Annotated in this window: 23 protein-coding genes, 1 tRNA gene and 1 pseudogene; 18 read left to right on the top strand and 7 right to left on the bottom strand. The window is 52.6% G+C overall.

Annotated features, from left to right (window positions below):
- The first annotated feature begins 1 nt into the window (after position 1).
- The 8 genes and pseudogenes from icmH to L2097_RS25855 form a co-directional block, all read left to right on the top strand.
- Positions 2-763: a type IVB secretion system protein IcmH/DotU gene (gene icmH, locus L2097_RS03515; protein ID WP_085006700.1), complete on the top strand. Its 762-nt coding sequence runs from the start codon at positions 2-4 to the stop codon at positions 761-763.
- A gap of 11 nt (positions 764-774) precedes the next feature.
- On the top strand, positions 775-3483 hold the full coding sequence (tssH, locus tag L2097_RS03520) for a type VI secretion system ATPase TssH (RefSeq protein ID WP_250352136.1): 2709 nt from the start codon (positions 775-777) through the stop codon (positions 3481-3483).
- The gene (gene vasI, locus L2097_RS03525) at positions 3480-4232 is read left to right on the top strand and encodes a type VI secretion system-associated protein VasI (protein WP_250352137.1); all 753 of its coding nucleotides are present in this window, start codon (positions 3480-3482) and stop codon (positions 4230-4232) included. The genes tssH and vasI overlap by 4 nt, the downstream gene beginning before the upstream one ends.
- Positions 4233-4237: 5 nt before the next feature.
- Entirely contained in the window at positions 4238-5644 is a 1407-nt protein-coding gene (gene tssA, locus L2097_RS03530) for a type VI secretion system protein TssA (RefSeq protein WP_250352138.1), read from the top strand.
- A 20-nt stretch (positions 5645-5664) separates the two neighbouring features.
- A complete protein-coding gene (gene tssM, locus L2097_RS03535) occupies positions 5665-9195 on the top strand; it encodes a type VI secretion system membrane subunit TssM (protein ID WP_350028992.1) in 3531 nt (1176 codons plus the stop codon).
- Between the two features lie 10 nt (positions 9196-9205).
- Positions 9206-10555, top strand: a complete 1350-nt coding sequence (locus L2097_RS03540; RefSeq protein WP_250352139.1) for a VasL domain-containing protein — start codon at positions 9206-9208, stop codon at positions 10553-10555.
- Positions 10556-10583: 28 nt separating this feature from the next.
- Positions 10584-11063 carry an Hcp family type VI secretion system effector gene (locus tag L2097_RS03545; RefSeq protein WP_085006705.1) on the top strand — a complete coding sequence of 160 codons (480 nt, stop codon included), beginning with the start codon at positions 10584-10586 and terminating at the stop codon, positions 11061-11063.
- Between the two features lie 33 nt (positions 11064-11096).
- A pseudogene (locus L2097_RS25855) lies at positions 11097-11231 on the top strand (AcrVA2 family anti-CRISPR protein); the annotation flags it as partial.
- Between the two features lie 262 nt (positions 11232-11493).
- Here the strand turns inward: L2097_RS25855 and L2097_RS03550 are convergent.
- Positions 11494-12255, bottom strand: a complete 762-nt coding sequence (locus tag L2097_RS03550; protein ID WP_250352140.1) for a lipoprotein YafT — start codon at positions 12253-12255, stop codon at positions 11494-11496.
- A gap of 800 nt (positions 12256-13055) precedes the next feature.
- A tRNA-Ser gene (locus L2097_RS03555) sits at positions 13056-13143 on the bottom strand.
- A 271-nt stretch (positions 13144-13414) separates the two neighbouring features.
- Here L2097_RS03555 and ghrA point away from each other — a divergent pair.
- The 4 genes from ghrA (at position 13415) to L2097_RS03575 (ending at position 16336) form a co-directional block, all read left to right on the top strand.
- The gene (gene ghrA, locus L2097_RS03560; RefSeq protein ID WP_250352141.1) at positions 13415-14353 is read left to right on the top strand and encodes a glyoxylate/hydroxypyruvate reductase GhrA; all 939 of its coding nucleotides are present in this window, start codon (positions 13415-13417) and stop codon (positions 14351-14353) included.
- Between the two features lie 85 nt (positions 14354-14438).
- On the top strand, positions 14439-15176 hold the full coding sequence (locus L2097_RS03565) for a phosphatase (RefSeq protein ID WP_250352142.1): 738 nt from the start codon (positions 14439-14441) through the stop codon (positions 15174-15176).
- Positions 15177-15196: 20 nt separating this feature from the next.
- Positions 15197-15751 (top strand): TorD/DmsD family molecular chaperone, encoded by a 555-nt coding sequence (locus L2097_RS03570; RefSeq protein WP_085006709.1) that lies wholly within the window; start codon positions 15197-15199, stop codon positions 15749-15751.
- A gap of 102 nt (positions 15752-15853) precedes the next feature.
- Entirely contained in the window at positions 15854-16336 is a 483-nt protein-coding gene (locus L2097_RS03575; RefSeq protein WP_250352143.1) for a DUF1097 domain-containing protein, read from the top strand.
- Between the two features lie 34 nt (positions 16337-16370).
- On the opposite strand, the gene csgG is transcribed toward L2097_RS03575, so the two are convergent.
- Genes csgG through csgD form a run of 4 tightly spaced genes read right to left on the bottom strand, consistent with a single transcriptional unit; the run spans position 16371 to position 18718 of the window.
- Positions 16371-17207: a curli production assembly/transport protein CsgG gene (gene csgG / locus L2097_RS03580; RefSeq protein ID WP_047369815.1), complete on the bottom strand. Its 837-nt coding sequence runs from the start codon at positions 17205-17207 to the stop codon at positions 16371-16373.
- 26 nt (positions 17208-17233) lie between these two features.
- Entirely contained in the window at positions 17234-17647 is a 414-nt protein-coding gene (gene csgF, locus L2097_RS03585; protein ID WP_047369816.1) for a curli production assembly/transport protein CsgF, read from the bottom strand.
- Positions 17648-17673: 26 nt separating this feature from the next.
- A complete protein-coding gene (gene csgE / locus L2097_RS03590) occupies positions 17674-18063 on the bottom strand; it encodes a curli production assembly/transport protein CsgE (RefSeq protein ID WP_047369817.1) in 390 nt (129 codons plus the stop codon).
- A 4-nt stretch (positions 18064-18067) separates the two neighbouring features.
- Positions 18068-18718 carry a biofilm master transcriptional regulator CsgD gene (gene csgD, locus L2097_RS03595; RefSeq protein WP_047373244.1) on the bottom strand — a complete coding sequence of 217 codons (651 nt, stop codon included), beginning with the start codon at positions 18716-18718 and terminating at the stop codon, positions 18068-18070.
- A gap of 763 nt (positions 18719-19481) precedes the next feature.
- Between csgD and csgB the strand changes: the two genes are divergently transcribed.
- From csgB to L2097_RS03625, 6 genes are all read left to right on the top strand, one after another.
- Complete coding sequence (gene csgB, locus L2097_RS03600; protein ID WP_047369818.1) at positions 19482-19937, top strand: curli minor subunit CsgB; 456 nt, start codon at positions 19482-19484, stop codon at positions 19935-19937.
- 40 nt (positions 19938-19977) lie between these two features.
- Complete coding sequence (gene csgA, locus L2097_RS03605; RefSeq protein ID WP_047369819.1) at positions 19978-20421, top strand: curli major subunit CsgA; 444 nt, start codon at positions 19978-19980, stop codon at positions 20419-20421.
- A 56-nt stretch (positions 20422-20477) separates the two neighbouring features.
- The gene (gene csgC / locus L2097_RS03610) at positions 20478-20807 is read left to right on the top strand and encodes a curli assembly chaperone CsgC (RefSeq protein WP_250352144.1); all 330 of its coding nucleotides are present in this window, start codon (positions 20478-20480) and stop codon (positions 20805-20807) included.
- A gap of 160 nt (positions 20808-20967) precedes the next feature.
- Positions 20968-21276, top strand: a complete 309-nt coding sequence (locus L2097_RS03615) for a YmdA family protein (protein ID WP_250352145.1) — start codon at positions 20968-20970, stop codon at positions 21274-21276.
- Positions 21277-21380: 104 nt separating this feature from the next.
- The gene (gene ymdB / locus L2097_RS03620) at positions 21381-21923 is read left to right on the top strand and encodes an O-acetyl-ADP-ribose deacetylase (RefSeq protein WP_085006713.1); all 543 of its coding nucleotides are present in this window, start codon (positions 21381-21383) and stop codon (positions 21921-21923) included.
- 150 nt (positions 21924-22073) lie between these two features.
- Positions 22074-23558 (top strand): phospholipase D family protein, encoded by a 1485-nt coding sequence (locus L2097_RS03625; RefSeq protein WP_082137036.1) that lies wholly within the window; start codon positions 22074-22076, stop codon positions 23556-23558.
- Positions 23559-23580: 22 nt separating this feature from the next.
- Here L2097_RS03625 and mdoC read toward each other — a convergent pair whose 3' ends face one another.
- Positions 23581-24729 carry a glucans biosynthesis protein MdoC gene (mdoC, locus tag L2097_RS03630; protein WP_047369822.1) on the bottom strand — a complete coding sequence of 383 codons (1149 nt, stop codon included), beginning with the start codon at positions 24727-24729 and terminating at the stop codon, positions 23581-23583.
- Between the last annotated feature and the right edge of the window lie 32 nt (positions 24730-24761).

Below are 24761 nucleotides of genomic sequence, written 5' to 3' on the forward strand. Positions count from 1 at the left end.
TATGAATGAACAGACGGTTTTTTCGCCGGATGGCAGCGACGAGGACATCACTTGCCGCCAATATAAACTGCGGCTTCGTGGTAACAGCCTCAATGCGATGATCGATGCCGCCACGCCGTTGCTGGGGATGGTGATGCGCTTGACCGGCATGAGCGGCAACGCCATGCCGGAACATCTGTTCACTCAGGTTGTGACGGACGTGCAGGCAGTAGAGCAGTTGCTCCAGGAGCAGGGTTATGAACCCGGCGTTATCGTCTCGTTTCGCTACATCCTCTGCACCTTTATTGACGAAGCGGCGCTGGGTAACGGTTGGTCGAATAAAAACGAGTGGATCAAACAGTCACTGCTGGTCCATTTCCACAACGAAGCCTGGGGCGGTGAGAAGGTGTTTATCCTACTGGAGCGCCTGATGCGCGAACCGGTGCGTTACCAGGATTTACTGGAATTTCTGTATCTGTGTTTTTCACTGGGTTTTCGCGGGCGCTACAAGGTAGCCGTCCACGAGCAGGGTGAGTTTGAGCAGATTTACCATCGCCTTTATCACGTCCTGCATCGGCTTCGCGGTGACTCACCTTTTCCGTTGTTGCACCAGAATAAAAAAATACAGGGCGGACACTACCAGTTGATTAAACGACTCACGGTTAAGCATGTCCTGCTCAGCAGTGTTGCCGTATTGGCGGCGCTCTATCTGTTTTACCTGCTGCGTCTGGACGACCAGACTCAGGATATTCTTCACCAGTTAAACCGGCTGCTTGCCAGGTAAGGATACCTTCCATGATCCAGATTGATGTTTCCACGCTGGTAAAACGACTGAACCCGTTGTCCCGCCAGGCGCTGGAGATGGCTGCCACGGTCTGCATGAGCCTGCAGGCCACTGAAATTACCGTCAGTCATGTACTGATACAGATGCTGGCTATTCCTCGCTGCGATCTGCGCGTCATTACCCAAAAAGCGGAGATTGGCACGGAAGAACTGGGTCAGGCGCTGACCGTGGAACATTATGCCACCATGCGCCATTCCGACAGCTACCCGGTTTTCTCACCGCTGCTGATTGAATGGCTGCGCGACGGCTGGCTGCTGGCCTCCGCCGAGATGCAGCAGACCGAACTGCGCGGCGGCACGCTGCTGCTGGCACTGTTGCAGTCGGCACATCGTTATGTCCCACCAGCCGCCGCCCGCCTGCTGACAGGGATCAACCGTGACCGGTTGCGCCAGGATTTTGCCGACTGGACGCGAGAGTCGGCGGAGTCGGTGATGCAAAACGGGGAGAAATCCGTACCTGCAGTGCATTCAGAGGACAGCGTGCTGGGGCGCTTCGCGAAAAACATGACCGAAGACGCCCGCAACGGCAAACTTGATCCGGTGCTGTGCCGTGATAACGAAATCGACCTGATGATCGACATTCTCTGCCGCCGCCGTAAAAATAACCCGGTGGTGGTGGGCGAAGCGGGCGTCGGCAAAAGCGCCTTAATCGAAGGGCTGGCGCTGCGCATTGTGGCAGGTCAGGTACCCGATAAGCTGCGTAATTGTGAAATTATGACGCTGGACTTAGGCGCGTTACAGGCGGGGGCATCGGTTAAAGGCGAATTTGAAAAGCGCTTTAAGGGACTGATGATAGAAATTATTCAGTCGCCGAAACCGATCATTCTGTTTATTGACGAGGCACATACGCTGATTGGCGCGGGCAACCAGCAGGGCGGGCTGGACATCTCCAACCTGCTCAAGCCCGCGCTGGCACGCGGCGAGCTGAAAACCATCGCTGCCACCACCTGGAGCGAGTATAAAAAATATTTTGAGAAAGATGCCGCGCTGTCGCGCCGCTTCCAGTTAGTGAAGGTGAGCGAACCCAACGCCAACGAGGCCACCATTATTCTGCGCGGTCTGTCGGCGGTGTACGAACAATCCCACGGCGTGCTGATTGATGACGACGCCTTACAGGCCGCGGCAACGTTAAGCGAGCGTTATCTCTCCGGGCGGCAGTTGCCGGACAAAGCCATCGACGTACTGGATACCGCCTGCGCCCGCGTGGCAATTAATCTCTCTTCCCCTCCGAAACAGATTTCCGCACTGATGACATTGTGTCGCCAGCATAAGGCGGAGATCGGACTGCTTGAGCGGGAAATCCGTATCGGCCTGCGCACGGACAGTGCACGGCTGGAGGATGTTCATGCGCAGTATGAAACGACACAGTCTGAGCTGCAGGCGCTGGACGCGGCATGGCATCAGCAGCAGGCGCTGGTACAAGAGATTATTGCCCTGCGTCAGGCTCTGCTGGAAGAGGCTGAAACAGCAACTGAGACAGAACCTCTTTCCACAGAAGTTGAAAACGTTACCGATATCGCTGATGCAGAGCCACAGGCTTCCCCGGCTGAACGCCTGGCACAACTGACCGCCGAACTCAATGCCCTGCACAACGCACAACTACTGGTTTCCCCGCACGTGGATAAAAAACAGATTGCGGCGGTGATTGCTGAATGGACCGGCGTACCGCTCAACCGTCTGTCGCAGAATGAGATGTCGATCATCACCGACCTGCCCCAGTGGCTGGGCCATACCATCAAGGGCCAGGATTTAGCCATTAAGCATCTGCACAAGCACCTGCTGACCGCACGCGCCGACCTGCGTCGTCCTGGCCGTCCGCTGGGGGCATTCCTGCTGGCAGGCCCGAGTGGTGTAGGCAAAACCGAAACCGTGCTGCAACTGGCGGAACTCCTTTACGGCGGACGTCAGTACCTCACCACCATCAATATGTCGGAGTTCCAGGAAAAGCATACCGTCTCACGACTGATTGGCTCCCCTCCAGGTTACGTCGGCTACGGCGAAGGCGGCGTGCTGACCGAGGCCATTCGGCAGAAACCGTACTCCGTTGTTTTGCTGGATGAAGTCGAAAAAGCCCACCCGGACGTGCTCAACCTGTTCTATCAGGCGTTTGATAAAGGCGAGATGGCCGATGGCGAAGGTCGCCAGATCGACTGCAAAAATATTGTCTTCTTCCTGACTTCCAATCTTGGTTATCAGGTGATTGTTGAATATGCCGACAATCAGGAAGCCCTTCACGATGCGCTGTATCCGGTACTGGCCGACTTCTTCAAACCCGCGCTGCTGGCGCGTATGGAAGTGGTGCCGTATCTGCCGCTGTCACGCGACACGCTCGCCACCATTATCGCCGGGAAGCTGGCGCGCCTCGGCAACGTGCTGCATTCCCGTTTTAACGCGGAAGTGGTGATTACGCCGGAGGTGACGGAAGAAATTATGCAGCGCGTCACCCGCGCAGAGAACGGCGCGCGCATGCTGGAATCGGTAATTGACGGCGAGATGCTGCCGCCGCTGTCTCTGCTGTTGTTGCAGAAAATGGCGGCAAACGCGGTGATCACAAGGATAACCCTGGGTGTGGCAGACAGTGCGTTTACCGCTGATCTTGAAGAAGAGATAGCCGTCAGCGATAACGTACCGGGGCAGGAAACAGAGGATGCTGCCCTGTGAGTCACGCGCACATTTTCCGGTATATCGCGCTACTGGCAGGGATGATCACCAGCACCGTACAGGCTAAGGTTCAGCAGGAACAAGTTGTTCCCGGTATCGCCCTGTCAATAGCGTCGGCGACGGCTACTGACATTCGGACCATTACCGGTGCGGATGCGCAGGCTCGGGTAAATGCCATGACCGTCTGCCGGAAAGAGCCTGCGCCCCTGGAGCGGCTGGCCTGTTATGATCTGATTCTGGCACCGGTTCAGGAGCAGGGGTTTGATGGCTCGCGAGTAAAAGCGACTTACCAGGGCGAGTCCTGGACGCGTGCCATGGAGCAGGAAAAACGACGAACAGACAATTCCACCGTGCTGCTGCTGACTCAGCGCCCCGGCGAACGCCCGACGGTGATTATTACCACCCCAGCCATTGGCAGCCTGCCACCGCGCCCGGTGCTGATGTTCTCCTGCGTGGACAATATCACCCGGATGCAGGTGGCCCTAACCCATCCCCGCAAGGAGAACGATATTCCGGTCAGCCTTGTGCTCGAAGGCAGGGCGTTTCGTTCGCACTGGTTTGTGCGGGAAAACGGCATGCTGCTGGAATCCAGCCGGGGCCTGCCAGGGATTGAAGAAATCAGGCAACTTTTTGGCGCTAAAACGCTGACACTTGAGACGGGGGCAGACAAAAAACTGACCTTTAACATTGACGGACTGGGGCAGATTATCGCGCCGCTACGTGACGCCTGCCATTGGGCAGGGGAGTGACGAATATGGATATACAGAACCCGGAAGTCTGGCTGTCTCATCTGCTGGAAGCACTGCCGGAAGAGAAACTGGCCGCGAAACTCAGCGATGAGAACCCGCAGTGGGAATATATAGACGGCGAAATCGTTAAACTTGGCTCGCTGGCCCACAGCCAGCTTGATATCCCGGAAATCCAGCGTCAGGGGCTGGTGCTTCTGGCGTCAGAAAGTAAGGATTTTCGCCTGCTGACACATCTGTTGCGCACCCTTCAGCATGCAGGCAATCCATTGCTGGCGCTCAGAATGCTGACGCAGTATGTCACATACTACTGGATCACCGGCTGGCCGCAGAATGCGGTGAACAAAGGGCGTCTTGCCAACCAGATATTGAAACGCTTTGAATCCGGTATTACCCGGTTTGCTTCGGCGTCAACGCCCGTACAGCGGGATGACCTGCTGGGCGAACTGGCAAAACTGGCACAGTGCTGGCAGTCGAATAATATGCCGGAACTGGCCTCCGCAACGGATGATTTATTCGCGCTGTACCAGAGGGCTTTTCGCGACAGCTTACCTGTGACGGCCCCGGCAGCACCATCAACCGTAACAACAGGCACCCCGACAGCCGTTCCGGTTCCTCACGCGCAGGTCACCGCAATCCCCGCTGCGGTCGTGAATATCGACAGCCACAGTGATAAAGCCTGGCGCGACACGCTGCTGAACGTCGCCACCATTCTATGCGAACGCCAGCCGGACTCGCCACTGGGCTACCGGATGCGCCGTCATGCGCTATGGCAGACCATCACCAGCGAACCGCAGGCGGAAAGCGACGGACGGACGCCACTGGCGGCGGTTTCCGCTGATATGACAGCGGACTATCAGGCGCGGCTCGCCAGCGCTGATATGGCACTCTGGCAGCAGGTGGAAAACAGTCTGTTACTGGCCCCGTACTGGCTGGATGGTCATTATCTCTCCGCGCAGGCCGCACAGCGCCTGGGCTACCATGATGCGGCGAAGGCGATCCGCGATGAAGTGCGTCGCTTCCTGAACCGCCTGCCGTCACTTTCCTCCCTGCTGTTTAACGACCGCACGCCGTTTCTCAGCGCCGCCACCCGGCAGTGGCTGGCGGATGAACCGGTGAAAAGGACAGAATCGCTGGTGGCCGCAGATAAACTGACGCAGCAAATCCAGGACTGCTATCGGGAGAAGGGCCTGGAAGCCGCGCTGGCGCTGGCGGAACAGCAACCGCAGCACTCGCCGCGCGAACGCTTTTACAGTCAGTATCTGATGGCGCAACTGCTGGAAGCGTCCGGTATGGCGCAACTGGCGCAGCAGCACTATCGGATGCTGTTTAAAACAGGCCAGCATACGATGCTGGGCGACTGGGAGCCGTTACTGCTGGAACAACTGGAAGAAAAACTCACGCCGGAAAAGTGAGATAAAAACAGGAGCGTTTTGTGTTCAGAATACCCACACCCCGTGTCCCTCGTCTTTTCAGCGGGCTGACTTCCATGCTCAGACCGGCCATGCCCCGGCTTAAGATTTCTGCGGCGTGGCTGCTGGCGCTGGTCTGGGTGGCGCTGCTGGTCTGGATCTGGTGGAAAGGCCCTGCATGGAAATTTTATGACGTACTCTGGTTGAAACCGCTGTCACACCGCTGGCTGGCCACCGCCGTCTGGGGCCTGATAACGTTGGCATGGCTGACCGTCCTGGTCATCAGGCGCCTGCAACAGCTTGAACGGCAGCAGAAACAGCAGCGGGAGGAAGAAAAAGATCCGCTCGGCCTCGAACTGAACGCTCAACAACGCTACCTTGACCGCTGGCTGCTGCGTCTCCAGCGCCATCTCGACAGCCGCCGTTCTCTGTGGCAACTGCCGTGGTATATGGTTATCGGTCCTACCGGAAGCGGCAAAACCGCGCTGCTGCGTGAAGGATTTCCGTCCGACGTTATTTACACGCCGGAGGCGGTACGCGGAACGGAACAGCGGCTGTACATCACGCCACACGTCGGTAAACAGGCGGTGATTTTTGACGCCAGCGGTGCGCTGTGCGGAGAGCCGGACGCGGATACGCTACACCGGCGTTTGTGGCAACACTGGCTGGACTGGCTGGTACAAACACGCGCCCGTCAACCGCTGAACGGCCTGATCCTGACGCTGGACTTACCCGATCTGCTGACCAGCGGAAAACGCCAACGCGAAGCAGTGTTGCAGACCCTGCGCAGCCGCTTGCAGGACGTGCGCCAGCATCTTCATTGTCAGCTTCCGGTTTATGTTGTGCTGACTAAATTGGATCTGCTGGCCGGGTTTTCCCCACTGTTTGCCTCGCTGGATAAAGCGGGCCGTGACGCTATCCTCGGCGTCACCTTCACCCGCCATGCCCATGAGAACGATGACTGGCGTACAGAACTGAATACTTTCTGGCAGACGTGGGGAGAGCAACTCAACCAGGCTTTGCCGGATCTGATGCTGGCGCAGAACCACCATCGCAGTGCCCTGTTCAGTTTCGTCCGCCAGATGCAGGGGGTCAACGATACGCTGACTGCGCTGCTCGACAGCCTTCTGGACGGTGAAAATATGGACGTGATGCTGCGCGGCGTCTATCTCACCTCGTCCCTACAACGCGGGCAGGTGGATGACATTTTTACGCAGTCCGCCGCCCGACAGTATCAACTGGGCAGCGGTCCACTCATCGCCTGGCCCCTGGTGGACACCACGCCGTATTTTACCCGCAACCTGTTTCCACAGACGCTGCTGGCTGAACCGAACCTGTCCGGAGAAAACAGCGTCTGGCTGGGAAATGCCCGCCGTCGGATGATGATATTTACTGCCGGTAGTGCGCTATTGATCGTGCTGGCTGTGGGGGGCTGGCATCACTATTACAATAGCAACTGGAACGCGGGCGTCAGGGTGCTGGAGCAGGCCAGAGCCTTTATGGACGTTCCACCGCCGCAGGGGACCGATGAGTACGGCAACCTGCAACTGCCCCTGTTGAATCCGGTGCGCGACGCCACTCTTGCTTACGGCGACTGGGGCGATCGCAGCCGTCTGGCCGATCTCGGACTGTATCAGGGCAGGCGCATCGGCCCATATGTAGAGCAGACCTATCTGCAACTGTTGGAGCAGCGTTATCTTCCGTCGCTCATCAACGGGCTGATAAAGGATCTGGCGAACGCCCCGCAGAACAGCGAGCAGAAACTGGCCGTGCTGCGCGTGCTCAGAATGCTGGAGGATAAAAGCGGGCGCAACAATGAAGTGGTGAAACAGTATATGGCGAAACGCTGGAGCGAACGGTTTCATGGCCAGCGTGATATTCAGGCGCAACTGATGGCGCATCTGGACTATGCGCTGCAACATACCGACTGGCACGCGCAGCGTCAGGCGGGCGAAAGCGACGTCATCAGCCGCTGGACGCCGTACGATAAACCCATCATTGATGCACAGAAAGAACTCAGCAAACTACCGGTTTACCAGCGGGTGTATCAGAGCCTGAAAACGCGCGCACAAGGCGTTCTGCCTGCCGACCTGAACCTGCGCGATCAGGTCGGCCCGACTTTTCAAAAGGTGTTTATCTCCGGCGATGACGACAAACTGATTATTCCACAGCTTCTGACCCGTCATGGGCTACAACGCTATTTTGTGACGCAGCGTGATGAACTGGTGGCGCTGACGGCAATGGATTCGTGGGTGCTGAACCTGACCCGCAGCGTGAAATACAGCGACGCAGACCGCACGGAGATCCAGCGCCAACTGACCGAGCAATATCTTGGTGACTACATCGCCACCTGGCGCGCCGGAATGGATAACCTCAATGTGCGTGATTATGCGTCCGTCGCGGAACTCACCGGGGCGCTGGAGCAAATTATCAGCGGCGACCAGCCGCTCCAGCGGGCATTGACCGCGCTGCGTGACAACACCCACGCCATCGTCCTGCCGGACAAGCTGGATGATAAGGCGCGTGAGGAGGCGCGGAACGCGCCGGATTACCCGTTACTGACGCGCCTCGGTCACGAGTTTGCCCCGGAAAACAGCACGCTGGACGCGCAGAAGGATAAAGAAAGCTCGATGCAGACGGTTTACCGGCAACTGACGGAGCTGCACCGCTACCTGCTGGCGATACAGAATGCCCCTGCGCCGGGAAAATCGGCCCTGAAAGCCGTGCAGTTACGGCTTGACCAGAACAGTAGCGACCCGATTTTCGCCACCCGGCAGATGGCGAAAACGCTGCCCGCGCCGCTCAACCGCTGGGTGGGTAAGCTGGCCGACCAGGCATGGCGTGTAGTGATGGTGGAAGCCGTTCACTATATGGAAGTCGACTGGCGCGACAGCGTGGTGGTGCCGTTCAGTGAGCAGTTAGCGGACAAGTATCCTTTTAACCCGCATTCGCCGCAGGATGCATCTCTGGATGCGTTTGAACGCTTCTTTAAATCCGGTGGCGTACTGGATACGTTTTATGCGCAGAACCTGAAGTTGTTTGTCGAGGGCGGGGTGGAAGTGAACGGCGACAATGCTGTCGTTATCCGCGAAGACGTGCTGAAACAGCTGGAGCGGGCGCAGAACATCCGCAACATTTTTTTCAGTAAGCAGAATGGCTTAGGCGCGCAGTTTGCAGTGGAAACTGTATCGCTCTCTGGCAACAAACGGCGCAGTGTGCTGAACCTGGACGGGCAGTTAGTGGACTACAGCCAGGGACGCAACTATACCGCCCATCTGGTGTGGCCGAACAACATGCGTGAAGGCAATGAAAGCAAGCTGACGCTGATTGGTCTCAGCGGTGGTTCGCCGCGCAGCATCAGCTTCCGCGGGCCGTGGGCGCAGTTCCGGCTGTTTGGCGCGGGGCAGCTCACCGGTGTACAGGAGGGCACTTTTAGCGTGCGCTTTAACGTGGACGGTGGGGCGATGGTGTACCGGGTGCATACCGACACCGAAGATAATCCTTTCAGCGGTGGGCTGTTCAGCCAATTCCGCCTGCCGGATACGCTGTACTGAGGAGACAGGGATGAACAACGACGCACTTACGCAGACCATTGTGACTGGCAGCGACCCGCGTGGTCTGCCGGAATTCAGCGCCATTCGCGAGGAAATCAACAAGGCCAGTCACCCGTCACAGCCGGAGCTGAACTGGAAACGGGTGGAGTCGCTGGCGCTGGCGATTTTTAAAGCCAGCGGCGTGGATTTGCATACCGCGAGTTACTACACCCTGGCGCGCACCCGCACGCAGGGGCTGGCGGGATTCTGCGAAGGCACGGAACTGCTGGCGGCGATGATAAGCCACGAGTGGGATAAGTTCTGGCCGCAAAACGGAACAGCACGCACGGAAATGCTCGACTGGTTCAATACCCGCACCGGCAACATTCTGCGCCAGCAGTTGTCCTTTACGGAAGCCGACCTGCCGCTGCTGTACCGCACCGAACGGGCATTACAGCTTATCTGCGATAAGCTGCAGCAGGTGGAATTGAAGAAGATGCCGCGTGTGGAAAATCTGTTGTACTTTGTGCAGAACACACGCAAACGGCTGGAGCCGCAGCCGAAGCACAGTAGGGATTCGCAGGCGAAAACCACTGTCAGGACGCTGGTCTATGCCCCGGAGAGCGCCGTTGCCGCCACGTCAACAATTGCGGACATTGTTCCGCCGTTGCCTGAACTACCGGAAATGAAGGTGGAGGTTCATCCCAACGCGACAGCAGGCAGCACGGCGGGAGTCATGTCGCGTCTCAGCGTGAAAGGTTTTGCGGCAGGCGCTGCCTTTACCGCCGTTATCGCTGCCGTGCTCTGGTGGTGGCAGATCTATCCGATACAGCAGCTCCTGGCCAGGGTAAATGACACAGCGCAGGGCGCAGCCACGGTCTGGCTGTCATCTCCCGATCTCGACCGTTACGCGCAACGTCTGCGACAGCTTCCTTATGCGTCTCCACTGCAACTGCTGGAAACCGGAATGCAGATGGTCCGGACTGCCGACAGCCGCTGGCCGGAGAGCCTGCAACAGCAGCAGGCAACAGCTCAGTGGAATGAGACGCTGAAAACCCGTGCGCAAAACAGTCCGAAGATGACAGGCTGGCAGCAGACTCGCCAGGATTTACGCGCGTTTGCCGAACTGTTGGTTCAGCGCGAGCAGGCAAAAGAAGGCTTCACACTTTCCTATATCAAAACAGTGATTTACCAGGCTGAGCGGACGCTGAACCAGGAGACGCCGCTGGAGTCGCTGCTGACGCAGTATCAGGAAGCCCAGGCAAACGGACAGGCAACTGGCGTTCTGGAAAAACAGATTAATGAACGGCTGGATGGCGTGTTAAGCCGCTGGCTGCTGCTGAAAAATTCAATCAGCCCGGATGCGGCTGACAAACATTAATTCATAATAATTTCAGGGAGATTACAACATGGCAAATCCGGTTTACCTGACATTAAACGGGCAGTTTCAGGGGCTGATTTCGGCGGGGTGTTCATCGCTGGCTTCGATTGGTAATAAAGCACAACTTAAACATCTGGATCAGATTATGGTGACAGAGCTGAATCATGGTTTAAGCCGTGCGCAGAATGTGAATCACCAGGAACTGAGCATCCATAAACCGGTGGATAAATCGTCCCCGTTGTTGAGCAAGGCTATTAACGAAAATGAATGCCTGACCTGTGATTTTGACTTTTATCGCACCAACCGCTTCGGCATCAATGAACTGTATTACAAACTGAAGCTGATTAACGCCAGAATTTCCAGCATTAATCTGACGGTGCCGGATACTATTCTGAACGGCCAGGGACAGCCGGAAGAATCGGTGTCGTTTACGTATGAAAGCATCAGCTGGGAGCACTGTATTGCCGGAACCAGTGCATACAGTCTGTGGAGTGAACGAATTTATTAAGGAGCGACAGGTGAATAACCGGATACCAGAAGGCATGTCTGTGCGCATCTACGGCGTGGGCACTGGTATGGTTTCTGGTCCGGAAAACAGGATGGTTCGGAGAATCGGATATTCTCATATCACTGGGTGCCGCCACAAATTATCAGCGGCAGAATATCAATCCAATGAGAATAATCCGGGGCATTATTTATTACGCCAGATTTATGTTCCTGTCATGGTGTTCCGTTCTGTATAGGGCCGCTTTAGATAATCAGCCATTAGTAAAATCAAATCGTGAAGCAATCCGGTTAAGAAGATGAAGATAGTGCCGGAAAGCTGATTTTAACCCGGCGCTATATACCTTGTTAAGTTTCCACTGACGGCCTTTGGGGGTGCCTTTGCTTTTTTATATGTCATAAATCCACTGATGAGGAAATCTGGCATACGGATATTACTGATAGCGGTTGACCAGGTCTTTAGTCACTGCTGCATACGTTTTCTGCCTGAGCTGGATTATTTGCTGTTCTGTTACAGGCGTTTCTCCGGACAGGGGCTTGAGGATGCTGTATTCATAATTGATGGGTGACCAGGTTGCCCACTCTCCTGATGCAACATCCACGAGGGCAAAGCGAACCAGGTAACGTAGCGAGGCGGAACCGGATAATGTTTCATTACGGTAATCAGACCAGACGGTGGCTTTTGCTGCGGTGTCGTACCTGCCAATCTGCAAAGTATCCCAGTAGACAATGACTGCTTTCTGATGTCCTTTTGCTGCAATATAACGCAGTGCCTGCATATAGTTCATGTTCTCGCTAACATCAGCATCTGGTTCTTTATTTTTGGCGGGTTTATTGCACGAGGTTGTTTTTTGTTTGTCCGGAATTCCGGAGAATGTTGATATCTGGTAATATTTCCCCATTTCCTGCTGCATTAACATTTCCGGTGCACGATTTCCTGACTGAACCAGAATCACGGCAGAATTTAACGGAATGCGAAAACCTTCACTGCCCATTGCAGCCTGAATATCTTCTTCTGAAACAGATAAGGTGGTTTCGTTGCCGAAAATATCTTTGTCTGTGAGATGTGTTGTACTTTTACTTATACTACTTACCGATCCTGATGGTCTGTTTTTTTTTGCATCAATAGGGGAGCGAATACAACCCGTTAACAGTAGCGTTGTTGCGCATAAAAACATCACTAATCGGGCATTCATCTTTATATTTCCTTATCGTGTAATAATGCGAATTTGACCAAAAAATGTCGATCTATTATATCGCATCACCAATGTAGCAGGTAATGAAATTAATATTCACTCCTCCAATGTTTTTTCTGATATCATATATTTTATTTATTTCTCGCTAAAATAAACTTTAAATCCTTTCTTAATTTTTTGCTGAGAGACAACCGCGCTTTAAGATGAAATATGAATCTAAGGAGAGAATAAAATATAAATGCTGAATGATGGCGGTGAGGGGGGGATTGACTCGCTTCGCTCGCCCTGCGGGCAGATTCCTCGCCGGCTCGTCATCTGTTCAACCGGCTGGCACCGGTTGTCGAGCCCCGGTCGGGGGTTCTCATCCCCCCCGGTACGGGAGAATATAAAAGAAAAAAGCCCGTACTTTCGTACAGGCTCTCATCTGAAATGATGGCGGTGAGGGGGGGATTGACTCGCTTCGCTCGCCCTGAGGGCAAATTCCTCGCAGGCTCGTCATCTGTCCAACCGGCTGACGCCGGTTGTCGAGCCCCGGTCGGGGGTTCTCATCCCCCCCGGTACGGGAGAATATAAAAGAAAAAAGCCCGTACTTTCGTACAGGCTCTTATCTGCAATGATGGCGGTGAGGGGGGGATTGACTCGCTTCGCTCGCCCTGCGGGCAGATTCCTCGCAGGCTCGTCATCTGTCCAACCGGCTGGCGCCGGTTGTCGAGCCCCGGTCGGGGGTTCTCATCCCCCCGGTACGGGAGAATATAAAAGAAAAAAGCCTGTACTTTCGTACAGGCTCTTATCTGAAATGATGGCGGTGAGGGGGGGATTCGAACCCCCGATACGTTGCCGTATACACACTTTCCAGGCGTGCTCCTTCAGCCACTCGGACACCTCACCACATTGTCTTCCCGATGTTGTCGGGACGGGCGCTAATGTAGGAAAAAGCGGGACTTCCGTCAATCTTCTTTTTCAATAAATTAGTGCGTTTAGACAAACTTCAATCAACTTGCTTCTTAAATGTCCTGAAACTGGCTTTTTTACCGGCAAAACACTTTTCTAAATACTTTCAATGATATTTGCTAAGGTGATGTGTGAACATAACCGTCTGACAAGATAACAGATAACCCCGATAGTGACCGGGAAACCAAACCATCAATCTGGAGCTGAAATGGAGATTATTTTTTATCACCCGACCTTCGATCCCGCCTGTTGGCTGCCAGCCTTACGCAACGCATTACCCGGTGCGAACGTGCGTGAATGGCGCAAGGGTGATGATGAACCTGCCGATTATGCGCTGGTCTGGCATCCTCCTGTCGAGATGCTGCGCGGCCGTGAACTGAAAGGGGTATTTGCGTTGGGAGCCGGAGTCGACTCTATTCTGAGTAAACTCAAGGCGCATCCGGAGATGCTGGCCCAACATATCCCGCTGTTTCGTCTGGAAGATACCGGCATGGGGCTTCAGATGCAGGAATATGCGGTGAGTCAGGTGCTGCACTGGTTCCGCCGCTTTGATGATTATCAGGCATTAAAACAGCAGGCCAGGTGGCTGGAGCTGGAAGAATATCGCCGCGAAGATTTCACCATCGGCATCCTGGGGGCGGGTGTGCTTGGCGCGAAAGTGGCAGCCAGCCTGAGCGCATGGGGATTTCCGCTGCGCTGCTGGAGTCGTTCGCATAAAGATTTACCAGGTGTGACCAGTTTTGCCGGAACAGAAGAGTTAGGCGAATTTCTGCACGGGACGCGCGTATTGATCAATTTGCTACCTAACACCCCTGAAACGACGGGGCTCATTGATCTCAATGTGATAAATCAACTGGCGGATAACAGCTATATTATGAACCTGGCGCGGGGTGTTCATGTGGTCGAGGACGATCTTTTGCAGGCGCTGGATAGCGGTAAATTGAAAGGGGCAATGCTGGATGTCTTCAGTCGCGAGCCGCTGCCGGCCGACCATCCTCTCTGGGCGCATCCCCGTGTTGCCATGACGCCACATATTGCGGCCACCACCCGTGCAGATGAAGCCATTACTTTTATTGCTGCTACGATCGGCAAACTTGAACGTGGCGAAATCGTGAACGGGGGGGTTGATCGTGTTCGTGGCTATTAGTGAAGCTTCCGTGTCAGACCGGGTTTTTCATTAAAAATGGCAGCGATAACTGCTATCCTTGCAGAAACAACTACAGGAGAGTTTCATGTATCCCGTTGACCTGCATATGCATACCGTCGCCAGCACCCATGCCTATAGCACCCTGCAAGACTACATTACCGAAGCAAAGCGAAAAGGGATTAAGCTGTTCGCTATTACCGATCATGGCCCTGATATGGATGATGCACCACACCACTGGCACTTCATCAACATGCGTATCTGGCCACGCGTTGTGGATGGCGTCGGCATTCTGCGTGGCATTGAAGCCAATATCAAAAATATTGACGGTGAGATTGATTGTAGCGGCCCTATGCTAACTTCGCTGGATCTGATCATTGCAGGCTTTCATGAACCCGTGTTTGCCCCGCAGGACAAAGAGACCAATACCGAGGCGATGATTGCGACGATGGCGCATGGTTATGCACACATCATCAGCCATCCGGGCAATCCAAAATATCCCGTCGATATCCCGGCAATTGCCGCCGCCGCCGCGAAGTACAATGTGGCTCTGGAAATCAACAACTCCTCTTTCCTGCATTCGCGTAAAGGTAGCGAAGCAAATTGCCGTGCGATAGCTGCCGCCGTGCGTGATGCGGGTGGGTGGGTTGCTCTGGGGTCTGACTCGCATACGGCATTTACGCTGGGCGAATTTGCGCAATGCCGTGAAATCCTTGATGAGGTCGATTTCCCGGAAGATCGTATTCTCAACGTCACACCGCGCAGGATGCTGAGCTTCCTTGAAGCGCGTGGAATGACGCCTATTACTGAATTTGCCGACTTTTAATTAGCCACTGGAATCATTGCATGAACGAATTTTCCATCCTCTGCCGCGTACTGGGTTCACTGTTTTATCGTCAGCCACAGGATCCCTTACTCGTGCCGCTCTATACCCTCATACGTGAAGGGAAGCTGGCGCATAACTGGCCGCTGGAGCAGGATGAAATGCTGGAGCGCCTGCAAAAGAATTGTGATGCACAGGCGTTGGCCGCTGATTTTAATGCGCTTTTTGTCGGTAACGAAAGCCGCGTTTCCCCCTATCGCAGCGCGTGGATTGACGGGGCGACAGAGGCAGAAGTGCGGGCATTTCTTTCGTCTCGCGGTATGCCGTTGACCGACGCACCTGCAGATCATTTTGGTACGCTGCTGTTGGCAGCCTCGTGGCTGGAAGATCAGTCGGCAGAAGATGAAAGTGAAGCGCTGGAAACACTGTTTGCAGAATATCTGCTGCCGTGGTGCGGCACATTCCTCGGCAAAGTGGAAGCACATGCTACTACGCCATTCTGGCGGACTATGGCACCGTTAACGCGTGATGCTATCTCTGCCATGTGGGATGAATTGCAGGAATCAGAAGAGGAATAAATGTGATGTAAGTCACATTTAAACTGCAACAAGAAATGTGACATTGCAATTATTGCGCTTGATATCACATAAATCAGGCGCGTATCTGCTAAGATGCGCGCCATGAACATACTCCTTTCAATCGCTTTAACGACAGGCATTCTCTCCGGTCTCTGGGGTTGGGTTGCTGTCTCTCTTGGTCTGATCGGCTGGGCCGGATTCCTTGGCTGTACTGCCTACTTTGCCTGTCCGCAAGGTGGTCTTAAGGGCCTGTTAATTTCTGCCTGTACGTTAATGAGCGGGGTAGCCTGGGCGCAGGTGATTATTCACGGCAGCGCGCTGGCTCCGCATCTTGAGATTGTAGGGTATGTCATGACTGGCCTGGTGGCGTTTCTGATGTGTGTCCAGGCGAAAAATCTGCTGCTTTCTTTCGTTCCGGGCACGTTTATTGGCGCATGCGCTACTTTTGCTGGGCAGGGCGACTGGCGTATGATCGTGCCTTCGCTTGCTGTCGGATTGTTATTTGGTTATGCCATGAAAAACAGCGGATTGTGGCTTGCTGCACGTAACGCTGGTGGGATGACAAAAGAACAAAAAAAAGCGTGACGATTTAACCCGTCACGCTTTTCCGTATTTACCATCAGGATTGCGGAGGCATCGCCGCCATCTCGCGATATTTGACCAGCACTTCGTTTTTGCTCTCTGCCTTGTTTTGCAGATCCCACAACCCGCGATCGATACCATCATTAATCAACAGAATGACCCCGGTCTCGATAGCAGACATCAGGCAAAGCATGACCGGTTCATTAGCCGTGTAACCCACTTCGCCTTCCAGCAGACGCTGATAATCAATAAAACGAAATACCCCAGCCTGCACTTCATAGGACAAAATAGTCTTACTGGTATTTACTGACGAGAGCACTTCACCGGTACTGACATTGACCACGCGTAGGTTAACGGCGATCTGGTCGAGTTGATATTGCGTGTCGGCACCTATACCGAAATAACGTGCGCCTATGCCCCCAGATTTGACATTGCTTTCATAACCAATTATCGAGCCTTCAATCATTACATTCGCAGCGGTCAATGACTGGAGCGGGAAGCGGTTATTAATAGCAACCGTGCCGTTTTCCTGCGCCGCGCGAATGATTTTGCGTTCATTCAGCAAATTCTGCAGCCCCTGGCGTTCCAGTGGAACAAACCAGCGTGAATCTTTTAGCGCCGTCACCAGCATGGAGGTAGCGCTCTGCGGAACCGCGGTCGAGAAGTTACTGGCCGGGTAGGGTTTAAACTGCCCGGTTTCATCCTGAATGTTATATACCGACACATATATTTTACCGGACGGCAGCGGCAAATGCGTTAAATCACTGTAGCTTTGTGCCCGGGGTAATAACGTAGGTTTGGCGGCTTGTTTTGGCGGCGCGGTTAAGCATCCGCTTAATAAACACACGGCCAGAAGTATGAATAAGCGCTGCATGATTATTGTCCTGTAATGGCGATGCCTTAAAAATCGGTTGAACCGTTTTGCAAACCTGAAACCTGAATAGTTGACGTTTTGCCTGTTTTTCTGTCAGTTACATTTAATTGTAACTGTCCATCTTTATTGGCAATATCAACGATAAAGTCGCTAGTTACCATTCGACCAGGTTTGCCGGAATTTATATTTGTTAATAATCCACCCAGTATTTGTGATTGAATAGCCTGAGTAAAATTATCAAGTGCCGATGTCGTCTCAACGCCAAGATCTTTATAGCTTGGATCTTTATAAGAGTTTTGTGCTTGCGCGCTATTTAATAAAAATGCGCCGTTATTAGGGTTGCCCCCGAAATTAGGGTTGCGGAACTGGAACGTCATTTGCCCGGCCCAACTTGATGGCGTTATCAACATTAATGAAATGACGGCATATGCAATACGCATGTTACCCTCCGGATGTTTATCGTGTTTTAGAATTCATCTGTCGCTAAATCGCGGGTGCTGAGTAATGCCTGATCAATTTGGCGACGGTCGAGTGCTTCGTGTGTCTGTGCAAGTGCAATATCAACATTCTTGTCAAAATCACGCCGTGTCGGGAACATAAAAGTCTGATACACAACACTTTGATTAATCGTGATGGTTATCCAGCTTCCCCAGCGAGCACTTGGTCTTTCATTGATAGTTAAATTCCCTGTCCAGGTACTTTCCCACTTATCACTAAAAGCACGATAAAAATCGTGTCCGATCGAAGAAACCGTATGGTCGGTGAGTAAACCGGGAATCTCCACTTCGACAGCGTGCAGATTCCCGGCGGCCAGCAAGAGTGTTGCAGCCGCAAGGTAGTGCGATACGCGTTTCATGGCATTAACGCCTGAGATTGTCGTTGGCCCAGGAGACCGCCTGAGTACGGTTTTTTACTGCTATCTTTTTGAAAAGGTTATAAAGATGTGTTTTAACTGTATTTTCGCTGATAAACAGAGAGCGGGCGATTTCAATATTGGATGCGCCAATGCGCAACTTATTCAAAATCTCTTTTTCCCGGTGTGTCAGCAACGCGGATTCCGAACTGCTGTACCGATAATTTCCAGAGTGGGTGATTAAGTAGCTGGCAAGCTTTTGCGAAAAGTAGCACTCACCGCGCAGGATCCCTTGCAACCCCTCAACCATACGGGATTCATCTTCCGAGACATAAAATACCCCATTGATATGCGGCCAGTTTTCGATATCACGGAACGGATATTCCTCCGGCGTATTCATTAACAATACTTTTAATGTATTGTTTTTTCTGGACAAAATGTCCTGCCAGTATTGGATGATTTTCTTATCCGCCTCCATCATATCGAATAACACCACACAATCGCCGGGAATGTCCTCCAGCGAGCGTTGAATATTATGCAGTTTCCCGCTCATCGACAGAGAATGCTTCAAATGCTGCAACAAGGCTGTTGCCTGCAAGGAGGGTTTGGTAATTAACAACAATGTATGATTGTACGAACTATGGACTTCACTGAACATGATGAAACCCCGCGTTAAAGACATCCGCAGCTTCCCCACCCAAAGGTGGGGAACCAGAAGTACTGACAGATGCTGTGTTGCTGTGTGTAGTAATAAATACTTAATCCCTAACGAGTAAGGGAAATTAATAAATCTAAATGTGTACTGCTAATTCCAATCTAGTCTTTGCCCTTCTTAAAGCAAGTGTTAAACATGTAACCTAATGTAAAAATAAATATTAAAATATTTCATTGTGGTTTTTTTATTGTTTAGTTTTGATAGGTAAGTTGTACATGAAATCATACTTGCACACATTTTAAAAATCATACAAATTAATATATGTAATTGTTTTTAATGGTTTTTAATAATAACCTTAAAGTAGTATGGGTAATGCCACAACAAAGGTTTTGGTATGAGGGTCGATGTTCGGTTTGTGCAGTAAAAAAAGGAACGATTGTGAAGGGCGAGAAAAGAAATGTTATCTCCTTCTCAGAACCTGCTTACGGATTACTTCGTTACAACCAAATTGTTATAAGCAAACCCACCTGCCAAAAAAGTCAATATACGCTCTCTATATGCGCGTACCGGTAACAATACAAATGTTCATACTTTGGTCTTAAGTGGAAAGTAAAAAATACGAATCACGGGTGAGATATTTTATTTTTCTCACTGCCCATACTGATTTCCGTAACGCAGCGTTAACAAATTAATTGACGATGTTATCGCTGGCGTGACAAATATTTAAACTGTCTTTTTAATAAATGACCAGGTCCAGGGTGACAACATGAAAAACAAGTTGTTATTTATGATGTTAACGATGCTGGGTGCACCTGGGTTTGCCGCCGCTACGGGTTATGATATGGCCGGTTCGGAATATAACCTGGCGGTGAATGAATTAAGCGCCGCTGCCTACAATAAAGCGGCCATTATTGGTCAATCCGGTGCAAATAATAACGCACAAATTAGCCAGGCAGGCTCGAAGTTATTGTCAGTTATTTCCCAGAATGGTGGGAGCAATTCGGCAAAAATTGACCAGTCAGGAGCATATAACCTTGCATATATCGATCAGTCAGGCAGTGCCAATGACGCGAATATTACGCAAGGGGCTTACGGCAATACCGCAATGATTATCCAAAAAGGGTCGGGTAACAGAGCGAGCATTACACAGTACGGTACACAGAAAACAGCAGTCGTTGTCCAGAGACAGTCGCAGATGGACATACGCGTTATACAACGTTGATGCCATTGTGGCTTTAAAATCAATCCGATGGGGGTTTACCATGAAACTTTTCAAAGTGGCAGCAGTAGCAGCGATCGTCGTTTCAGCCAGTGCTTTTGCAGGCAGCGTCCCGCAGTTCTCAGATCATGGCGGTCATAACTATGGTGGTCCGGATTCAGTACTGAGTATCTATCAGACCGGTAGCAGTAACTCCGCACTGGCACTGCAATCCGATGCTCGCGACTCTTCCACTACAATCCGTCAGAATGGCTCAAGCAACGGCGCTGATGTTGGCCAGGGTTCTGACGACAGCACCATCAGCCTGTCACAAAATGGTTTCCATAACAGTGCAACGATTGACCAGTGGAATAGCAGAGATTCTACTATCTCTGTAAGCCAGTATGGTGGTGGCAACGGCGCGTTGGTTAATCAGACTGCTTCTGGCTCTACCGTCAACGTACACCAGGTTGGTTTCGGCAACAATGCAACTGCCAACCAGTACTAACAGACATATCGTTTGAAGAGACAGGGCTACGGCCCTGTTTCTTTTTGGGAGGCGTTATGAACACATTGTTATTACTTGCCGCTCTGTCCAGCCAGATTACCTTTGACACGACCCGCGTTGGCGATATGTATACGATTACCCCACAGGTTTTACTCACCGAAAATTGCGTCTGTCAGGTACAGATTCTGGCAACACGAGAGGGGCAAGGCGGCCAGAGTCGTACCCAGCAGCGTAAAACTATTCAATTTATCGCTAATCAACCGACGTCGTTGATGCGGTTAAGTATGAATATTGAAGCGCAAGATAGTGTCGATATTGTCGTTACCGTCACCGATGGGCAGTCAGTGAATGTATCCAGGCACTGGACTTCACAACAAAAGATATAACGCATTCATTTCATGAATGTTTCTTGATGAAAATAGTTTGTTTCAATGCTGTTAAATTTGATTAGTTAATGTATACATAAAGTTGACATCTTGTTTTTATGAGGTGTCTGAGCGGTGCCACTCTCACCATCTGCAAAGACCACCCATTATTGAGGTTTATATGTCAGCTTCCAGCATGCTGTTTCTTCCAGCACTCCTTTTGTCTGCCGTATGCAGTTCCGTTTCGATGGCGTCGACCGGCGGGGTTATCTATTTTGAAGGGGCGATTGTCGAAAGCCCATGCGATGTCAGCGTCGACGCTCACAAGGCGACGGTGGCATGCGACCGCCAGGGACAGGCTAAAACTCAACAATTCTCCCTAAAAAAGCTTACCCAGGAGCAGAGTGGCTTAGGCAACCTTGTGACCATGAAAATCAACTACCTCAATCCGGCGCATACGCTGGCTGTGATGGACATTACCTATAACTAATCGTTTTACAGGCTCAATTTGCGCAGTAATGCAGACCGGGCCTGATCAAATTTCATTCCTGGCTGCGCTACACTTGAGAGAAGAGAAAGCTATGAGGCAGGAACATGCAAGCGACAATGCAGGTTATTCAAGGGGATATCACCACCGTCAGCGTGGACGTTATCGTTAATGCGGCAAATTCATCACTGCTTGGCGGCGGTGGGGTGGACGGGGCCATTCATCGGGCGGCCGGTCCGGCATTGCTGGAAGCCTGTCGGCGCGTGCGCCAGGAGCAAGGAGATTGTCCGCCCGGACATGCAGTGATCACCACAGCCGGAAAGTTACCGGCAAAAGCCGTTGTGCATACTGTTGGTCCGGTATGGCATGGTGGAGATGATCATGACGTTCACCTGCTGGAAGATGCCTATCGCAACAGTCTGATGCTGGCCGAAGCCAATAACTTTGAATCCATTGCCTTTCCGGCAATCAGCACCGGGGTTTACGGTTATCCTAAAGCGGCCGCAGCGGAAGTCGCCATCAATACTGTTGCGGCATTTCTGGCTGACCATCCGCAAATACGTCGCGTAGTGTTTGTCTGTTTTGATGAAGAAAATACCGCGTTGTATCGGCGACTGCTGACACAGCGCGGAGCTGAAAATAATGCCTGAGGAGAGAACGCTGACAAGGTACCGCTGCGTTTCTTTTTAAAGTTAACGGAAAACATTAGCGAAAGTAATGCAGACGCACAACGCCAGGGCGATGCGTTTCGGATTTTCTAACCCACCCGACGCGGCGCTGGCGGATATACTTTGACAGCTATGACCATAAAAATACTCGATGAACCTGATTTTCCCTCGCAAGAGCACGTGACTCCGCCGCAGGATACGCGGTTGGGGCGAGCGGTTACGCCATTGTGCGAGGCCCACCCGGGCCTGTGCGGGCTGGTGGCGCTTGATGACAGCCTGGATGCCTTTGTGGCACGTTACCGTCTGGCAGAAATGGCGCAACGTACTCTGGATGTGCAGTATTACATCTGGGAGGACGACATGTCTGGCCGACTGCTATTGCTGGCGCTGCTGGAGGCCGCGGAGCGCGGTGTTCATGTCCGGTTGTTGTTGGATGATAACAATACGCTTGGCATGGATGATGTTCTACGCCAGCTTGATGCCCATCCACGTATTGAGGTGCGCCTGTTCAATCCCTTCTCATTCCGCACGCTGCGTGCGCTGGGCTACCTTACTGATTTCGCGCGCCTCAACCGTCGTATGCACAATAAAAGTTTCACTGTCGATGGTGTGGTGACGCTGGTCGGCGGACGCAACGTCGGGGATGCTTATTTTGGCGCCGGGGAAGAACCGTTATTTACCGACCTTGATGTTATGGCGATAGGCCCGGTGGTGCGCGATGTCAGTGATGATTTTTCCCGCTACTGGCACAGTGAGTCCGTGTCACCGTTGCATGCGGTGCTGGACTTGCCACAGGAAGAGATTGCCGGGCGCATCCGTTTGCCGGAGGCCTGGTATCAGGACATCACCGCTGTCCGCTACCGCAACAAGCTTGAATCTACCCCCTTTGCCAGTCAGTTGGAGTCCGGGACGTTACCGATTGTGTGGGCGAAGACCAGGCTATTAAGCGATGATCCACGTAAAGGGCAGGGGAAAGCACACACGCATACCTTGTTACCGGAGCGTCTGAATAATGTGATGGGGACGCCTGAACGGCAGGTGGATATTATCTCGGCCTATTTTGTTCCCGGACGTCGGGGGGTTGCCCAGCTCATTCGTCTTGCGCGCAAAGGCGTAAGTATCGCTATTCTTACGAACTCTCTGGCAGCGAACGATGTTTCTGTGGTGCATGCGGGCTATGCACGCTGGCGTAAAAAGCTGCTCCGTCATGGAATAGCATTGTATGAGCTAAAGCCAACCCGTGATGAGGCACACCCGGTCCATGACCGTGGGCTGACCGGGAACTCCGGTTCCAGCCTACACGCCAAAACATTCAGTATCGATGGCGAAAAGGTCTTCATCGGTTCGTTTAATTTTGATCCACGTTCGGCAATGCTGAATACGGAAATGGGTTTTGTGATCGACAGTGCTGATTTGGCCCAGCGCATCCACCACCGTTTTTTACGCAGTCAGCGTGCGGCGGCGTGGCAACTGCGCCTTGATCGTTGGGGGCGTATTAATTGGGTAGAGTTGCAGAACGGCAAGGAGACGGTGCTGAAAAAAGAACCGCAGACGCGGTTCTGGCAGCGAATGCTGGTACGGCTGGCATCGCGGCTTCCGGTTGAATGGCTGCTCTGATTTCCAGGCAGCCATTGTTGCCTTAACGCGCTGTTGCATGGGTATTGCTGGTTTTGCTTTCCGGTTTGCCTGAAAAGAGGAAACGCAGTAGCGGGATACGCAGGTGCGCCTCATACAGCAGTAGCGCAGATCCAATGACAAACACCAGGCCGGTGGTAAATCCCAGCAAGTTGGAATGGATGTGTGGGGTTATCCACGCGCCGAACAGCAGTGTTAACGGATGGTGTACCAGATAGATAAACAGCGATGCGTTAACAAAATAACTCACGCGTGCAGACTGGAAATTCAGCATTCGGTGGCCCAGTGAAAAGACCACATTCACCATCCACAGACCCAGCAGCATGGTAATTACCGACTCGGTTTCATACATCCAGCCATCGCCGCTGCCATAGTGTTGATTCAGAAGATACGCGGCAAAACCGATGAGCGAACCCGCAAAGCAGGCAGGGGAGGGATTAACAAACAGCGATTTTAATCGCGGGTTAATAAAGGTCAGCGCTCCCAACAGGAAAAACGGGATATAAAACAGTGATTGCATGACGGCGAAATTGAACAACCCGTCGCGCAATATATCAGGATAAATTATGAATACGAGTCGGCGGAATGCAGCATAAAGGATGCCGAATGCCAGGAACGCAACGGAAAGTTTGCCGAGCGTTATGTTGTCGAGCAGGCGCGCCGCATTGCTTTTAATTCTCCGGAACAGCCACATGCTGACGGTTGTAAGCACCACCAGTACCAACAAAAACCAGAGATGGGAAATCAGCTCCCACACCAGAGTATTGAATTTGTCGTACAGCGATAACGTATGCCAGTCCTGGGTACGTCCGTTGACGTATTGCAACATGATAAATTGCGGAAGCGTGAGCAGTGGAATGGCCGTCAGCATTGGAATGCCAACACGCTCTACACGTACAGTCCACCAGCGTTGTAGCGGGTAGCGCAGATAAAGCATGTAAGAGAAGTAGCCGGAAATGACGAAAAACACCTGCATACGGAAGGCGTGGATCGCGTCATTGAATAAGGTCAGCCACCATGACGGGTGCGCACTGTTCACGTGCCACATATGGCTCGAGTAAATCAGCGAAATGTGAAAAGGGATCCCAAGCAACATTAACCACGCGCGGATGGAATCAAGGAAATATTCACGTTGTGCGGGTATTCTGCTCATATGACTCCTTTAACTCTCAGACTTTTCGTCTT

The sequence above is a fragment of the Citrobacter sp. MNAZ 1397 genome, from assembly GCF_023613995.1.
Taxonomy (GTDB): domain Bacteria; phylum Pseudomonadota; class Gammaproteobacteria; order Enterobacterales; family Enterobacteriaceae; genus Phytobacter; species Phytobacter ursingii.

Bases quoted from the DNA above. Each gene is read 5' to 3' on its own strand.
- icmH (WP_085006700.1), top strand. From the start codon at position 2: ATGAATGAACAGACGGTTTTTTCGCCGGATGGCAGCGACGAGGACATC.
- tssH (WP_250352136.1), top strand. From the start codon at position 775: ATGATCCAGATTGATGTTTCCACGCTGGTAAAACGACTGAACCCGTTG.
- tssA (WP_250352138.1), top strand. From the start codon at position 4,238: ATGGATATACAGAACCCGGAAGTCTGGCTGTCTCATCTGCTGGAAGCA.
- L2097_RS03540 (WP_250352139.1), top strand. From the start codon at position 9,206: ATGAACAACGACGCACTTACGCAGACCATTGTGACTGGCAGCGACCCG.
- L2097_RS03545 (WP_085006705.1), top strand. From the start codon at position 10,584: ATGGCAAATCCGGTTTACCTGACATTAAACGGGCAGTTTCAGGGGCTG.
- L2097_RS03550 (WP_250352140.1), bottom strand. From the start codon at position 12,255: ATGAATGCCCGATTAGTGATGTTTTTATGCGCAACAACGCTACTGTTA.
- ghrA (WP_250352141.1), top strand. From the start codon at position 13,415: ATGGAGATTATTTTTTATCACCCGACCTTCGATCCCGCCTGTTGGCTG.
- L2097_RS03565 (WP_250352142.1), top strand. From the start codon at position 14,439: ATGTATCCCGTTGACCTGCATATGCATACCGTCGCCAGCACCCATGCC.
- L2097_RS03570 (WP_085006709.1), top strand. From the start codon at position 15,197: ATGAACGAATTTTCCATCCTCTGCCGCGTACTGGGTTCACTGTTTTAT.
- L2097_RS03575 (WP_250352143.1), top strand. From the start codon at position 15,854: ATGAACATACTCCTTTCAATCGCTTTAACGACAGGCATTCTCTCCGGT.
- csgG (WP_047369815.1), bottom strand. From the start codon at position 17,207: ATGCAGCGCTTATTCATACTTCTGGCCGTGTGTTTATTAAGCGGATGC.
- csgF (WP_047369816.1), bottom strand. From the start codon at position 17,647: ATGCGTATTGCATATGCCGTCATTTCATTAATGTTGATAACGCCATCA.
- csgE (WP_047369817.1), bottom strand. From the start codon at position 18,063: ATGAAACGCGTATCGCACTACCTTGCGGCTGCAACACTCTTGCTGGCC.
- csgD (WP_047373244.1), bottom strand. From the start codon at position 18,718: ATGTTCAGTGAAGTCCATAGTTCGTACAATCATACATTGTTGTTAATT.
- csgB (WP_047369818.1), top strand. From the start codon at position 19,482: ATGAAAAACAAGTTGTTATTTATGATGTTAACGATGCTGGGTGCACCT.
- csgA (WP_047369819.1), top strand. From the start codon at position 19,978: ATGAAACTTTTCAAAGTGGCAGCAGTAGCAGCGATCGTCGTTTCAGCC.
- csgC (WP_250352144.1), top strand. From the start codon at position 20,478: ATGAACACATTGTTATTACTTGCCGCTCTGTCCAGCCAGATTACCTTT.
- L2097_RS03615 (WP_250352145.1), top strand. From the start codon at position 20,968: ATGTCAGCTTCCAGCATGCTGTTTCTTCCAGCACTCCTTTTGTCTGCC.
- ymdB (WP_085006713.1), top strand. From the start codon at position 21,381: ATGCAAGCGACAATGCAGGTTATTCAAGGGGATATCACCACCGTCAGC.
- L2097_RS03625 (WP_082137036.1), top strand. From the start codon at position 22,074: ATGACCATAAAAATACTCGATGAACCTGATTTTCCCTCGCAAGAGCAC.
- mdoC (WP_047369822.1), bottom strand. From the start codon at position 24,729: ATGAGCAGAATACCCGCACAACGTGAATATTTCCTTGATTCCATCCGC.